General features: G+C 63.9%; 12 protein-coding genes. 6 read left to right on the forward strand and 6 right to left on the reverse strand.

What is annotated here, in order from left to right; genetic code table 11:
* Positions 1–7 precede the first annotated feature (7 nt).
* Entirely contained in the window at positions 8–2053 is a 2046-nt protein-coding gene (locus ACVIGA_RS23305; RefSeq protein WP_456668125.1) for an acetoacetate--CoA ligase, read from the reverse strand.
* 187 nt (positions 2054–2240) lie between these two features.
* On the opposite strand from ACVIGA_RS23305, the gene ACVIGA_RS23310 reads away from it, so the two are divergent.
* Both ACVIGA_RS23310 and ACVIGA_RS23315 read left to right on the forward strand, forming a co-directional pair.
* Positions 2241–3242, forward strand: coding sequence for a glycoside hydrolase family 3 N-terminal domain-containing protein (locus ACVIGA_RS23310; protein WP_456668126.1), 1002 nt, complete (start codon positions 2241–2243; stop codon positions 3240–3242).
* A gap of 96 nt (positions 3243–3338) precedes the next feature.
* The gene (locus ACVIGA_RS23315) at positions 3339–3521 is read left to right on the forward strand and encodes a hypothetical protein (RefSeq protein WP_223977851.1); all 183 of its coding nucleotides are present in this window, start codon (positions 3339–3341) and stop codon (positions 3519–3521) included.
* Between the two features lie 74 nt (positions 3522–3595).
* Here ACVIGA_RS23315 and ACVIGA_RS23320 read toward each other — a convergent pair whose 3' ends face one another.
* Positions 3596–3784: a hypothetical protein gene (locus tag ACVIGA_RS23320; RefSeq protein WP_456668127.1), complete on the reverse strand. Its 189-nt coding sequence runs from the start codon at positions 3782–3784 to the stop codon at positions 3596–3598.
* 154 nt (positions 3785–3938) lie between these two features.
* Positions 3939–4334 (reverse strand): hypothetical protein, encoded by a 396-nt coding sequence (locus ACVIGA_RS23325; RefSeq protein WP_456668128.1) that lies wholly within the window; start codon positions 4332–4334, stop codon positions 3939–3941.
* A gap of 749 nt (positions 4335–5083) precedes the next feature.
* Here ACVIGA_RS23325 and ACVIGA_RS23330 point away from each other — a divergent pair.
* On the forward strand, positions 5084–5647 hold the full coding sequence (locus tag ACVIGA_RS23330; RefSeq protein WP_456668129.1) for a helix-turn-helix domain-containing protein: 564 nt from the start codon (positions 5084–5086) through the stop codon (positions 5645–5647).
* 99 nt (positions 5648–5746) lie between these two features.
* On the opposite strand, the gene ACVIGA_RS23335 is transcribed toward ACVIGA_RS23330, so the two are convergent.
* From ACVIGA_RS23335 to ACVIGA_RS23345, 3 genes are all read right to left on the reverse strand, one after another.
* On the reverse strand, positions 5747–5995 hold the full coding sequence (locus ACVIGA_RS23335; RefSeq protein ID WP_456668130.1) for a hypothetical protein: 249 nt from the start codon (positions 5993–5995) through the stop codon (positions 5747–5749).
* Positions 5996–6151: 156 nt separating this feature from the next.
* Positions 6152–6871 (reverse strand): Crp/Fnr family transcriptional regulator, encoded by a 720-nt coding sequence (locus tag ACVIGA_RS23340; RefSeq protein WP_456668131.1) that lies wholly within the window; start codon positions 6869–6871, stop codon positions 6152–6154.
* Positions 6872–7065: 194 nt separating this feature from the next.
* The gene (locus tag ACVIGA_RS23345) at positions 7066–7743 is read right to left on the reverse strand and encodes a Crp/Fnr family transcriptional regulator (RefSeq protein WP_456670869.1); all 678 of its coding nucleotides are present in this window, start codon (positions 7741–7743) and stop codon (positions 7066–7068) included.
* Between the two features lie 589 nt (positions 7744–8332).
* Here ACVIGA_RS23345 and ACVIGA_RS23350 point away from each other — a divergent pair.
* From ACVIGA_RS23350 to ACVIGA_RS23360, 3 genes are all read left to right on the forward strand, one after another.
* A complete protein-coding gene (locus tag ACVIGA_RS23350; protein WP_456668132.1) occupies positions 8333–9931 on the forward strand; it encodes a flagellin N-terminal helical domain-containing protein in 1599 nt (532 codons plus the stop codon).
* Between the two features lie 398 nt (positions 9932–10329).
* The gene (locus ACVIGA_RS23355) at positions 10330–13056 is read left to right on the forward strand and encodes a hybrid sensor histidine kinase/response regulator (protein ID WP_456666542.1); all 2727 of its coding nucleotides are present in this window, start codon (positions 10330–10332) and stop codon (positions 13054–13056) included.
* A 22-nt stretch (positions 13057–13078) separates the two neighbouring features.
* Positions 13079–13552 (forward strand): chemotaxis protein CheW, encoded by a 474-nt coding sequence (locus ACVIGA_RS23360; RefSeq protein WP_223974446.1) that lies wholly within the window; start codon positions 13079–13081, stop codon positions 13550–13552.
* The last annotated feature ends 6 nt before the right edge of the window (positions 13553–13558 follow it).

The raw sequence follows: 13558 nt of genomic DNA on the forward strand, positions 1-13558 counted from the left end.
CGATCGCTTATGCCGCGCCGGCCTGCCTGCTCAGATAGCTCCTGGCAAAGTCGAGGTACCAGTCGAGGCAGCCGGGATTGGCCATCGCATCGCGGTTGATGACCTTCTCGACGGGGTGGCCGAGCAACAGCTTCTTGACCGGTAGCTCCTGCTTCTTGCCGGACAGCGTGCGCGGAATTTCCGCCACCACGAAGATGTCGTTGGGCAGGAAGCGGCGCGACAGCCCGGCCTCGACCGCCTTGTTGATCTTCGCCTTCATCGCAGCATCGAGGACAACGCCCTCGCGCAGCACCACGAACAGCGGCATGTAGCTGTCGCGGCCGAGATATTCGAGGTCGACGACCATCGAATCCAGCACCTCGGGCAGCGCCTCGATCGCCGAATAGAGCTCGCTGGTGCCCATCCGCAGGCCATGGCGGTTGTTGGTGGCGTCGCTGCGGCCGTAGATCACGCAGGAGCCGTCGGGGTTGATCTTGAGCCAGTCGCCGTGCCGCCACACCGGGCCGCGGCCACTGCCGTCGAAATTGTCGGGATAGGTCTCGAAATAGCTCGCCATGTATCGTGCGTTGCCGGGATCGTTCCAGAAGCGCAGCGGCATCGAGGGCAGCGGCTCGGTGCAGACGAGCTCGCCGACCTCGTCGATCACGGCGCGGCCCTGCTCGTCGAAGGCTTCCACTGCGCAGCCGAGCAGCCGGCACTGCATGATGCCCGGCGTCTGCGGCAGCTCGCGATTGCCGCCGATGAAGGCGCCCGCGAAGTCGGTGCCGCCGGAGATATTGGCCCACCAGATGTCGGCCTGCGCGGCGTTGCCGTTGCGCTTCGAAAGCGCGGCGAAGCGTTCGTTGAACCAGGCCTGCGTGTCGGCGCTGAGCGGCGAGCCGGTCGATCCGAGCGTGCGCAGGCCCGAGAGGTTGCCGACACCAGCGAGATCGATCTCCGCCTTGGTGCAATTGGCGAAGAACGCCGCGCCGGCGCCGAAGAATGTCGCCTTGGCGTCGGCGACGAAGCGCCACAGCGTGGTCCAGTCCGGCTTGTCCTTGGTGCCGCCCGGGCTGCCGTCGAAGATGCAGCAGGTCGTGCCGTTGAGCAGGCCGTTGGCCTGGCAATTCCACATGATCCAGCCGGTCGACGAGTACCAGTGGAAGCGTTCGCCGAACGAGTTTTGCTGATAGCTGCAGCCGATGTCGTTGTGCAGGGTCGAGAGCGGCAGCGCCACGACGATCACGCCGCCATGGCTGTGCAGGATCGGCTTCGGCAAGCCCGTGGTGCCCGAGGAATAGACGATCCAGAGCGGATGATCGAACGGCAGCCATTCCGGCTCGAAGGCGTCGATCTCCGCGCTCTGGCCCGCAAGGATGGACGACAATCCTGTCTCGGACGGCGCGGCGTCGCTGTGCAGAATGACATGCTCGACCGTCGGCAGTGCGCGCCGCAATTCCTCGATCACACCTTGCCGGTCATGACGCCGGCCCGCATAGGTCACGGCGTCGCAGGCGATCAGCACCTTCGGCTCGATCTGCTTGAAGCGGTCGATCACCGCAGGCGCCGCCATGTCGGGCGCGCAAACGCTCCAGATCGCACCCAGGCTCGCGGTCGCCAGAAACGCGATGATCGTCTCGGGGATGTTGGGCAGATAGGCCGCAACGCGATCGCCGGCGCGGACGCCCTTGGCCTTTAGATGCAGCGCAAGCGCCGCCGATTTACGCTGCAGCTCCGGCCAGCTCGTCTCCGACAGCTTGCCATCCTCGCCGCTCGAGATCAGGGCCGGCAGGCCGGCGGCATGCGCCGGCGCGACATGGCGAAAGACCTGACGCGCATAATTCACCGAAGCGCCGGGAAACCACACCGCGCCCGGCATCTTGCGCTCGGCCAGCACCGCCGCATGCGGCGTCGGCGAGCGCAGGTCGAAATAGTCCCAGACGCTCTGCCAGAAGGCGTCGATATCGGTGACCGACCAGCGCCGCATCGCCTCGAAATCCGCAAACGCAAGGCCGCGCGTCTCCTTCAGCCAGTCGCGGTACAGGGCCATTTGCGGGACGTAAGGTGCGGTCATGGGCGTTTCCGGAATCTCTTGTGCTGTGGCATGCGCGATCGAGGCAAGCCTTCGTGTCTTAACATAGTGATGCGAGCACGGGGAACGCAGTCGCGGTCGCGGCTTGCGTCATATTCTTACCGCCGCCGCGGCGTGCTATTGCGTTGGGTGCGGGGCTGATTCCATGCCTATCCGATAGCGAGCGGCCATGTCCGTCGGCGAACTTTTCATCCTCGGCTTCTACGGCAAGGTCATCCCGTCCTGGCTGAGGGAATTTGCTGCGCGGTTCGGGCTCGGCGGGGTGATCCTGTTCGATTACTCGTGCCAGACCCGGCAATACGACAACAACGTCGCCTCGCCCGCGCAGGTGCGGTCGCTCTGCGCCGAGATCGCAGCGCTGCCGTCGCAGCCGCTGGTCTTCATTGATCAGGAGGGCGGTCTGGTGCGCCGGCTCAAGGACGGCCTCGGTTTCCAGCCGCTGCCGAGCGCGAAGGATTTCAATCTGCTCGCACATGCGGACAAGCAGGCGATCCTGGCGGCGAGCTATGGCGAGCTGCGGCGGCTTGGCATCCGCTACAATTTCGCACCCGTCATCGACGTCGACTACAATCCCGATAATCCCAACATCGGCAAGATCAAGCGGTCCTATTCGTCCGAGATCGGCGAGGTCGAGGCCAACGCCCGCCTGGTCGACGCTGCAGCGCGGCAGGCAAGCGTGGGTCTTTGCCTCAAGCACTATCCGGGCATCGGCGGGGCGCATGTCGATTCACACCTGGAGTTCATGGACATTTCCGACGCGCTGCGGCCGGAGCAGGAAGAGCTGTTCTACGCGTTGGCCCCGGATATCTTCGGCGATGCGGTGCTGGTCAGTCACGCCATTGTCCGCCAGTGGGACGCGCAGCATCCGATGACCCTATCGTCGGCGGGGATCGGCCGGCTTCGCCGCCGGCTCCCCGAGACGCTGCTGATCACCGACGACATGCAGATGCAAGGGCTGCAAAAGGCGCTCGGCACCGGCGCGGCCAGCTTGCAGGCGATCGCCGCCGGCATGGATATGATCTGCGTCGGCAACAATCTGTTCGATGAGGAGCAGGCGATGGCCGGCATCGCCGCCGCGGTCGCGGGTGCAGTGCAGGACGGATCGCTGGATCAGGCCAAGGTGAGCCGATCCATTGCGCGGGTGCAAAAGCGCAAGGCACTGCTCGCCTGATCGCATTGAACCAAATTTTGTGCCGGGCGACCACAAGGAACGGAACCAAATTTCATTACCGCGATTTAACAACGACGCTCATCGGGGCTAACAACCATGAAGATGCTCAAGCGTCTCTTCCGATTGACCTGGCTACGCCGCGTTCCACGCAACTCAGCAGAATTTCCGCCTGCCGGTATCGATCCCGACGAATTCAGCCGCCTCCTTTGCAGCGGGCGCGCCGAGGATTTGCGGATACTGGCCAAGCGGCTGAGCCAGCGTTCGCGGGCCCACGCCTAGGCAGCGGATCAGGTCCAATGGGTGAGCCGGTTCTGACTGAGCCAGAACCGGCAGGTCCGGAGCGCGGTCTTCGTCTAGTTCTGCCCCCAGGCGGCTAATGCCGTGGCGAAAGCGGAATCTCCCGCCGATCCTTTTTCGACCGCAAGGATCGAGCGATGCTGATTGCCGTCAACGATCGCGATATCGAACCAAGGTCGCTCCTTGAGCGCCTGGAGGTTGCGCTGCCGGTCCGCCTGGCCATTCGATAGGCCGATCATGAACATGTTGTCGGTGAGCCTGGCGGAAATGCCGGCGAGCGCGGTACCGCGTCCCTGCTCGGTCGATTTCGTGAGAATACCGGCGACGTTGTTGATGCGCCGCGATGGGCTTCTCTACCGAAGCGTGAAAAGTCCCGCAAGCGCACTTGGACCTGATTGGTTACTGCTTCGCCTTCTCGTGATTGCCGATCCCGACCGCCTTGTAGTCGTAGGTCGGATAGAACTCGGTGTGATAGGCGCCCCAGGCACTGTTCTCGATGACGCGATTGACCTCGCGCAATCGCGAGGCCGGCAGCCGCAGGGTCACCACCTGGCCGACCCCCATCATCACATACCAGCTCAAGACCTCGACACCTTCGGGCGGAAACGCCTTGTAGAAGCCCTGCCGCTCGAGTTGCGCATTCAACTCGCTGAGCGGGCGTGACTGATCATGCTTGAAGAAGATGGTGACCATGATCGCGTTGTCTGACGTCGGCGCTGCATTGCCGGTCGGCGTGGTCTGGGCCCGCGCGCCGGTGCCGGACAGCAGTGCTGCGGCCAGCGCCGCAATCGTCATCCAGGATTCTTTTCGCCCGTTCCGCCCTCGCTTCATTGTCGCGCCCTTTTGTTGTTGGTCGAGAGGCGCGATCATCGCGGCGCGTGCCGGGGCTGTAAATTGACATTCGCCTGACCCGCGGGGCCTGGAGCATTTTCGGTTCTGATAGAATCGGAACCGAAGCTCCAGTTTGTTGTTTTGCCGCGTTTTCTTCACGCGAACCGGCGTCCACTTCGCTCGAAAACGCTCTAGGCCGATGTGATCCGTCTCATACGCGCGTCGCCCGGCGTGCGGTAAGCCGGTGCGATCCCGATGCCCGGAGGGCTGGTCGATGACGACCCGGCGAATGGCGTATTGGTGGCTCAGGTTCGTCCTTTCGGGACGCTTCCTGGAGAAGTTCCTTCGGCTCCGGCGACCTTGATGTCCGAGGGGCGGCGCGAATCCTGCCCATTTCAACCTAAGCCCAGCGGGCGGATGTGGGTGCGGATGCGCCCGGGAGCGCCCTGGGAAGGTAAAGCCCCACCTGCGCGATCATCGGAATGAGGCGCCTCGGTGTCCCGTAAGAATACCGTCCTTCCGATCAAACAAGGGAGATTCGTTGCCAAATCAGCGGTAATCTGCGCCTGCTTGGCAGGTCGGGGTCCGAGGTCACAGTTGCGTCACCCGTAGTTTTACGGAGTCCCGTGTTAACGCGGCCACAAGTTCACCTTCGGTAAACCATACTTATGACGCAACATGACAACCGAGCCGAGGCTCGCCTTCCCACATGGATGGGCGGAACCGCGACGCTCGAGGCGCAGCCGCCCGAGCTTCAGGCAGCCGCTGCGCCGAGAGCGCAGGCGACCGCGGACGCCGGTGCGGCGATCGTCCGGCAGTTCAACGGGCCGGTGACGGCGCTGTTGCTCTATATGAACGAGCTCAAACAGCACAGTCAGCAGTTCGCGCATGCGCCCGGCAACGGCGTCTATCTGCGGCAGGTGATCGAGAACGCGCTCGAGCAGACCGAGCGGGTGTCCGCGATGCTGAAGCAGATCTCCGATCTCTATCCGAATGCGCTTCCGGCCACCGATCTCAGGCCGCCGCTCGACGACAAGCCGGCCGGTGCCCGATCGCCCGACGTCATGTTCACGCCGGAGGCGGGCCGCAAGCCGTTGACCAAACGCGAGCGTGAGGTGCTCAGCCTGATCAGCGATGGCTATTCCAACAAGCAGGGCGCGTTGCGGATGAACATCAGCCCGCGCACCTTCGAGAGCCATCGCGCCGAGGCCATGCGCAAACTCGGTGCGCGCAACACCGCAGATCTGGTCCGCAAGGCCTTGTTGCATTCCGCATAGAGCGTTTTCGAGCGAAGCGGGCACCGGTTCGCGTGAAGAAAACGCGTCAAAATAAGAGTCTAGAGTTTCGGTTCTGATTCAATCAGAACCGAAAATGCTCTAGAAATCGTCTTCCGCGGCGAAGCACAGGCGCGGCGCGGGCCGCGCGGCGGAGCCGGCTGTCTTCGGCTCGTCCGGAACGATCGTGACCACCCATGCCGCCGTCGCGCCGGACTTGCTCTCGACGATCGCGCGCACACGTCCCGTCACTGTCGCGCCGGCGGACCTGACGGTGGCGGGCCGGCCGTTGAACTGGGCCATGCGGAAGCGCCGGGCTTCCTTCCGGTCGGTCGTCTCGTACGTGAACATCAGCTCCCCCGTGCGTCGACGCAACTTTGCGGATGCAGCGTTATCCGACGGTGAAAATCGTACGCCGTAGAAGTACGGCTTGCGCACCTCTTAGAGCGTTTTCGAGCGAAGTGGACACCGGTTCGCGGGAAGAAAACGCGTCAAGAATAGCAAGGTCTAGCCGCCGGCTTCCTGGCAACTCAGCAGCCTCGCATATTGCGCCTTGACCGTGGCGTAGCATTCGCACGCGGTCCTGATCAGTCCATCCGCATTGGTGATCTCGATGTGGCCGCGGCTGTAGTGGATGAAATTGGCCTGTTGCAGGGTATGCGCGACCAGCGACACACTGTTGCGGCGCGCGCCGATCATCTGGGCCATTGCCTCCTGCGTCAGGGCGATCTTGTTGCTGCCGGAGAGGTCGCGCGTGTGCAGCAGGCATCGCGCCAGCCGCGACTCCACCGTGTGCGCGGCATTGCAGCCGGCGGTCTGCTGGATCTGGGCATAGACGGCGAGACCGTGCCGAATCAGCATCGCTCGCAGAGACGGACTCTCGCCGGCGGCCGCCCGCAGGGCTTCGACCTCGATCGTCGAAGCGACACCCGGCACCAGCACGACGGCGCTGTTCAGCGTGGGGGCTTCACCAAGCCCCGCGAACGCACCGTAGATGCTGCCGCGGCCGACCATCGCGATCTGCACGCAGACGCCTCTTGCCAGCCTGACCACCAGCGAGATCACCCCCTTGTGCGGCATGTATGTCCGCTTGAGCGTCTCGTCGGTCTCGATCAGGACTGAATCGGCGGCGAGGTCGATCGTCCGCAAATAGGGCCGGATCAGCCCAAAATCGCTCTCCGAGAGCGAAGCCAGAAATCCGTTGGGCGGTCGCGGAACCGTATCCAAAGCAACCTCCTGCCTCCCGGCAAAGCTTGTCTCTGGTCATCAGGGCTAATGCGTGCAGTTGGGTCGTTCTACAACTTATTCTGGCACGTCTTGGTTCCAATGGAAACATATCTTGGTTCCATTAGGAACAGCTATCGGCACAGGATCGGGTTTGTGTCGCCCGGCAAATCAGTCGAGCGTGCGCGCTGCCTCGATCAATCTTCCGGCCCGATCAATTGTTCGGCGTGGGCCTTGACGGTCGCATAACATTCACACGCCGCCTTCCGCAGGCCGTCGATATCGGTGATTTCGATATGGCCGCGGCTGTAGCGCAGGATACCGGCCTGCTGAAACCCATGCGCGACGATCGAAACCGCATTGCGCCGCACACCGATCATCTGCGCCAGCATCTCCTGAGTCAGCGGCAAGGCTTCGCTGCCGCAGAGGTCGCGCGCGCGCAGCAGCCAGCGCGACAGTCGCGCCTCCACCGGATGCGACACGTTGCAGGCGACGGATTGCTGGGTCTGCGCCATCAGCGCCTGCTCATAGAGAGCAACCAGGGTCCGGAACTGCGCGCTGCGATTAGCGGCCTCGCGGAAATCTTCCGCACGCACCATCGATGCCGTGCCCGGCACCACCACAATCGCGTCGGCGAGCAGCGGCCGCTCATGCAGGGCGGCGGATGCGCCGACGATGCCGTCACGACCAATGGTTGCAATCTCGACTGACTGCCCGTCAGACAGATTGACCATCATCGAGACCACGCCGCCGTGCGGGAAATAGACCCGCTGCACCGGCGCGCCGGCATCGGCGAGCACCGTTTCCTTGGTCAGGTCGACGGTTTCCAGAAGAGGATGAAGTTGCGCGTATTCCGTGGAGGGAAGTGCTTGCAACAGGCGATTGGGCGGACGCGATACCGCGGACATTGGAGCTCCTGCCGAGGGCGGGAGCACTATGGTCTCGCATCACCTACTCTTGGCGTGTGGAGAGCGAACATAGCTTGCCTGTCCAATAGCACAAGGGTTGTGGTGCGAACCTTATACCCTCTAGGGGGCAGACGCTCGGCAATCGCATCGACTTGCGCGGCGTTCGAGGCGATTCGAATGTCGCACATCCCGGACGATACGGTTGCGACATTGTCTCGCATTTATTGATTTCCATTAACTCTAATGCCTGCTCAAGCGTGCGCCGTCGCAATTGCCATCGCGGATATTGAAGCCCGCGGTGGGCAGCGCGAGCATGCGCCAAGTCCCGCAAATGCGAGAACTAATTCGCTGTCACGAGATTGATCCGGCGGCGAACGCGCGCCGCTCAGCCGCGGCCTCTGCGCCGCGGTCCAAGAATTACCGGGAAAGCTATTCTGGGTATTTGTACGGACCGGCCCTTTAACGAACGGGTAGCGCGGACCGACCAGTGTGGCACCGGTCGCCGTGCGAAATTTACGGCGTCGCGTCATTCGTGTTCATCCAGAAGGGTACCAGTATGTCCGGCATCGTCCTTTCGTCATCGGTCCGTCAGAACCTGCTTTCGCTGCAGTCGACGGCCGACCTGCTCGCCACCACGCAGAACCGCTTGTCCACCGGCAAGAAGGTCAACACCGCGCTCGACAATCCGACCAACTTCTTCACGGCGCAGTCGCTCGACAACCGCGCCAGCGACATCAACAATCTGCTGGATGGCATCGGCAACGGCGTGCAGGTGCTGCAGTCCGCCAACACCGGCATCACCTCGCTGCAGAAGCTCGTCGACAGCGCCAAGTCGGTTGCCAACCAGGCCCTGCAGGCCGCGGTCGGCTTTTCCCAGAAGTCGCAGGTGACGACCGCCGTGGTCACCGGCGCGACCACCGACGATATCCGTGGCACCGCCACCTACAGCAATGCGACCCTCGCTGGTACGGTCGTCAACAACAATCTCACGGTGCCGGCGCCGATCACGGCCGCCACCAAGCTCGTCACTGCGGCCAACTCCGATAGCCTGGCGGCGACCCCGACCGGTACGATCAGCGTCAACGGCAAGTCGATCACGTTCTCGACCTCGCAGACCACTTCGACGACGGATTCGTCCGGCAACGTGACCCTCGGCACGGGCGCGGGCAGCACGCTGACGGTCGGCGACCTGCTCACCGCGATCGACGGCATCACCGGCACGGCCACCGCCTCCACCGTGGCAGCTGGTGCGCTCCAGATCAGCACCGGCACCAACCAGGACCTCAACATCTCCGGCTCGGGTCTGGCCGCTTTCGGCCTTACCGCCGGAACCAAGGCACGCACCGTGGCAACGCCTTCGCCGCTGGATGGCTTGACGCTGACGATCAACCCGACCGGCAATGGCAAGGCCACCAACATCACGTTTGGTAGCGGCGCGGGCCAGGTGAAGTCCCTCAACGACCTGAACAACGCGCTGTCGGCGAACAACCTGCAGGCGTCGCTCAGCGCCGGCGGAGCGCTCACCATCAGCACCACCAACGATGCTGCGTCCTCGACCATCGGCACGATCGGTGGCACGGCAGCCGGCGCCGGCAAGCTGTTCAACGGCCTGGCGGGCAGCGCCCCGGTGCAGGATCCGAATGGGTTGTCGAACCGCGCCAACCTGGTCAACCAGTACAACAACATCCTGGACCAGATCACCACCACCGCCCAGGACGCCTCCTACAACGGCATCAACCTGCTCAACGGCGATCAGCTCAAGCTGACCTTCAACGAGACGGGCTCCTCGACGCTGAAGATCCAGGGCGTCACCTTCGATGCCTCCGGCCTCAATCTCACCAAGCTGACCGCCGGCACGGACTTCATCGACAACGCTTCGGCCAACGCCACGCTGAAGACGCTCAACAACGCGAGCGGCCTGCTGCGCACCCAGGCTTCGACCCTTGGTTCGAACCTGTCGATCGTGCAGATCCGCCAGGACTTCTCGAAGAACCTGATCAACGTGCTGCAGACCGGCTCGTCCAACCTGACGCTGGCCGACACCAACGAGGAAGCGGCCAACAGCCAGGCGCTGTCGACCCGCCAGTCGATTGCGGTGTCCGCGCTGGCTCTGGCCAACCAGTCGCAGCAGAGCGTTCTGCAGCTGCTCCGCTAAGCGTAGCCGCGACAGACAACGACTATCGAGGCGGCGGAGGAAACTCCGCCGCCTTTGCTTTTGGGTTCGCTTAACCATGCCGCTGGTTTCAACCCATGTTCAACCCATGGGCGATCGCGTCCTGATGCAGGCGGATGTCATGGCCGCCAGCGTTTCGACGGATTTGACGGCCCCTCGATCTCATTTCGTTCAAATTGCGACGACAGGTGGAACGGGCTCTTTCCCGTCCGGGTGGTATGGGCCTGTTGCTGTGAAACCGGCCGTGATGTCGTGATGCGTCGTCCTTGAAAGGCTTCATCGTCCGTATTTGCACGGACGACGAAATTAACGTCGCCGTGAAGCCGGCCAAGTTATCGATGCGAGGCGAGCGTTCCGTAGCACCTTGAGGGGACCGATTCATGGACGATCTGTTGCGCGAGTTCCTGACGGAGAGCAGCGAGAGCCTGGATACGGTCGACAACCAGCTGGTGCAGTTCGAGCAGGATCCGAACAACGCGAAGATCCTGGACAACATTTTCCGCCTTGTGCACACCATCAAGGGGACCTGCGGCTTCCTCGGGCTGCCGCGGCTGGAAGCGCTGGCGCATGCCGGCGAGACCCTGATGGGCAAATTCCGCGACGGCATGCCGGTGAAAGCGGAAGCCGTGACGCTGATCCTGTCCTCGATCGACCGCATCAAGGAGATCCTCGGCGGGCTCGAGGCGACCGAGGCCGAGCCCGAGGGTAACGACCGCGATCTGATCGATCAGCTCGAGGCGATGGTCGAGCGCGGCATGGCCGCGATGGCTGCCGGCGAGACTGCTGCTGAAGATATGCCAGTCGTTGAATCTCCATCCGTGCAGGCGGCAATGACCGAAGGCACGCTGGTGGTGCAGACGCTGGAGCGTCCGCTGCGTCCGGGCGAGGTCTCGCTCGACGAGCTCGAGCGCGCCTTCCGCGAGACCGAGACCGAACTGGCTGCACCGGCACCTGCGCCGGTCGCGAAGCCCGTCGCCGCTGCCCCCGCAGCCGAGCCGGCCGAGGCCGCGAAGAAGCCGGCCCGCAAGGCCGCCGCCGAGGATGTTGTCCAGGAAGGCGACAAGATCGCCAACCAGTCGATCCGGGTCAATGTCGATACCCTCGAACACCTCATGACCATGGTCTCCGAGCTGGTGCTGACCCGCAACCAGCTGCTCGAGATCTCCCGGCGCAACGAGGATACCGAGTTCAAGGTGCCGCTGCAGCGGCTCTCCAACGTCACCGCCGAGCTGCAGGAAGGCGTCATGAAGACGCGCATGCAGCCGATCGGCAATGCCTGGCAGAAGCTGCCGCGCATCGTCCGCGATCTCTCCGGCGAACTCGGCAAGCAGATCGAGCTGGAGATGCACGGCGCCGACACCGAGCTCGACCGCCAGGTGCTCGACCTGATCAAGGATCCGTTGACGCACATGGTGCGCAACTCCGCCGATCATGGCCTGGAGACCACCGCCGAGCGGGTCGCCAGCGGCAAGCCCGAGCAGGGCACCATTCGCCTGTCCGCCTATCACGAAGGCGGCCACATCATCATTTGCATCGCCGACAATGGCCGCGGGCTCAACACCGAGCGGATCAAGGCCAAGGCGCTCCAGAACGGTCTCGTCACCGAGGCCGAGCTGGAGAAGATGACAGAAGCCCAGATCCACAAGTTCATCTTCGCGCCGGGCTTCTCGACCGCAGCGCAAGTGACCTCGGTGTCCGGCCGCGGCGTCGGCATGGACGTGGTGCGCACCAATATCGACCAGATCGGCGGCACCATCGACATCAAGAGCGTGGCCGGCGAGGGCGCCTCGGTCACCATCAAGATCCCGCTGACCCTGGCGATCGTCTCCGCCTTGATCGTGGAAGCCGGCGGCGACCGCTTTGCGATTCCCCAATTGTCCGTGGTCGAGCTGGTGCGGGCCCGCGCCAACTCCGAGCACCGCATCGAGCGGATCAAGGACACCGCGGTGCTGCGGCTGCGCAACAAGCTGCTGCCGCTGATCCATCTCAAGAAGCTGCTCAAGATCGACGACGGCGCGACCTCCGATGCCGAGAACAGCTTCATCGTGGTCACGCAAGTCGGCAGCCAGACTTTTGGCATCGTGGTCGACGGCGTGTTCCACACCGAGGAGATCGTGGTCAAGCCGATGTCGACCAAGCTGCGCCACATCGACATGTTCTCCGGCAACACCATCCTGGGCGATGGTGCCGTCATCATGATCATCGACCCCAACGGCATTGCAAAAGCGCTCGGCGCCTCCGGCTCCTCGGCCCATGACATGGCCGACGACAATGCCGCGGCGCATGCCTCAAGCGGCGAGCAGCTGACCTCGCTGCTGGTGTTCCGCGCCGGTTCCAGCCAGCCCAAGGCGGTGCCGCTCGGCCTCGTCACGCGGCTCGAGGAGATCGCAACCGACAAGATCGAGCTCTCCAACGGCCGCTACATGGTGCAGTACCGCGAGCAGCTGATGCCGCTGGTGCAGATGATAGGCGTCGAGGTGCAGACCCAAGGCGCGCAGCCGATCCTGGTGTTCGCCGACGACGGCCGTTCGATGGGGCTCGTGGTCGACGAGATCATCGACATCGTCGAGGAGCGGCTCAACATCGAGGTCGCGGGCTCCCAGGACGGCATCCTCGGCTCGGCCGTGATCAAGGGCCAGGCCACCGAGGTGATCGACGTCGGCCACTTCCTGCCGATGGCGTTTGCCGACTGGTTCTCGCGCAAGGAGATGCGCCCGTCGGCGTCGGCGCAGTCGGTGCTGCTGGTCGACGATAGTGCGTTCTTCCGCAACATGCTGGCGCCGGTGCTCAAGGCCGCCGGCTACAAGGTGCGGACCGCGCCGAATGCGCAGGAAGGGCTCGCCGCACTGCGCTCGGGGCAGGCCTTCGACGTCGTGCTGACCGACATCGAGATGCCCGAGATGAACGGCTTTGAGTTCGCCGAGAACATCCGCTCTGACCACAACCTCGTCGGGCTGCCGATCATCGCGCTGTCGGCGATGGTGTCGCCGGCGGCGATCGAGCGCGGCCGGCAGGCCGGCTTCCACGACTATGTCGCCAAGTTCGACCGTCCCGGGCTGATCGCGGCGCTGAAAGAGCAGACCGCCGAACTGCGCCGCGCCGCGTGACCGGATGCAAGGAAACGAATTGATGACCAGCAAGACCGAGACCAGTGAAGGCGCGATGGCCGAATACGTCACCGCGGTGATCGGCGGACAGCTGTTCGGCCTGCCGATCTCGCGGGTGCAGGACGTGTTCATGCCGGAGCGGCTGACGCGGGTGCCGCTGGCCTCCAGCGAGATCGCCGGCGTGCTCAATCTGCGCGGCCGCATCGTCACCGTGGTCGACATGCGCGCCCGGCTCGGCCTGCCGAAGGCCGACGACGGCAAGCCGCCGATGGCGGTCGGCGTCGACCAGCGCGGTGAATCCTATGGCCTGCTGATCGACCAGATCGGCGAGGTCTTGAGGCTGTCCGACGACAGCCGCCAGGACAACCCGGTCAACCTCGATCCCCGCATGGCCAGGCTCGCCGGCGGCGTTCACCGCCTCGACGGACAGCTCATGGTCGTCCTCGATGTCGATCGCGTGCTCGAACTGGTGCCGAAGACACTCGCTGCAGCGTAACGCTCC

It is taken from the genome of Bradyrhizobium sp. USDA 3240 (genome assembly GCF_054063295.1).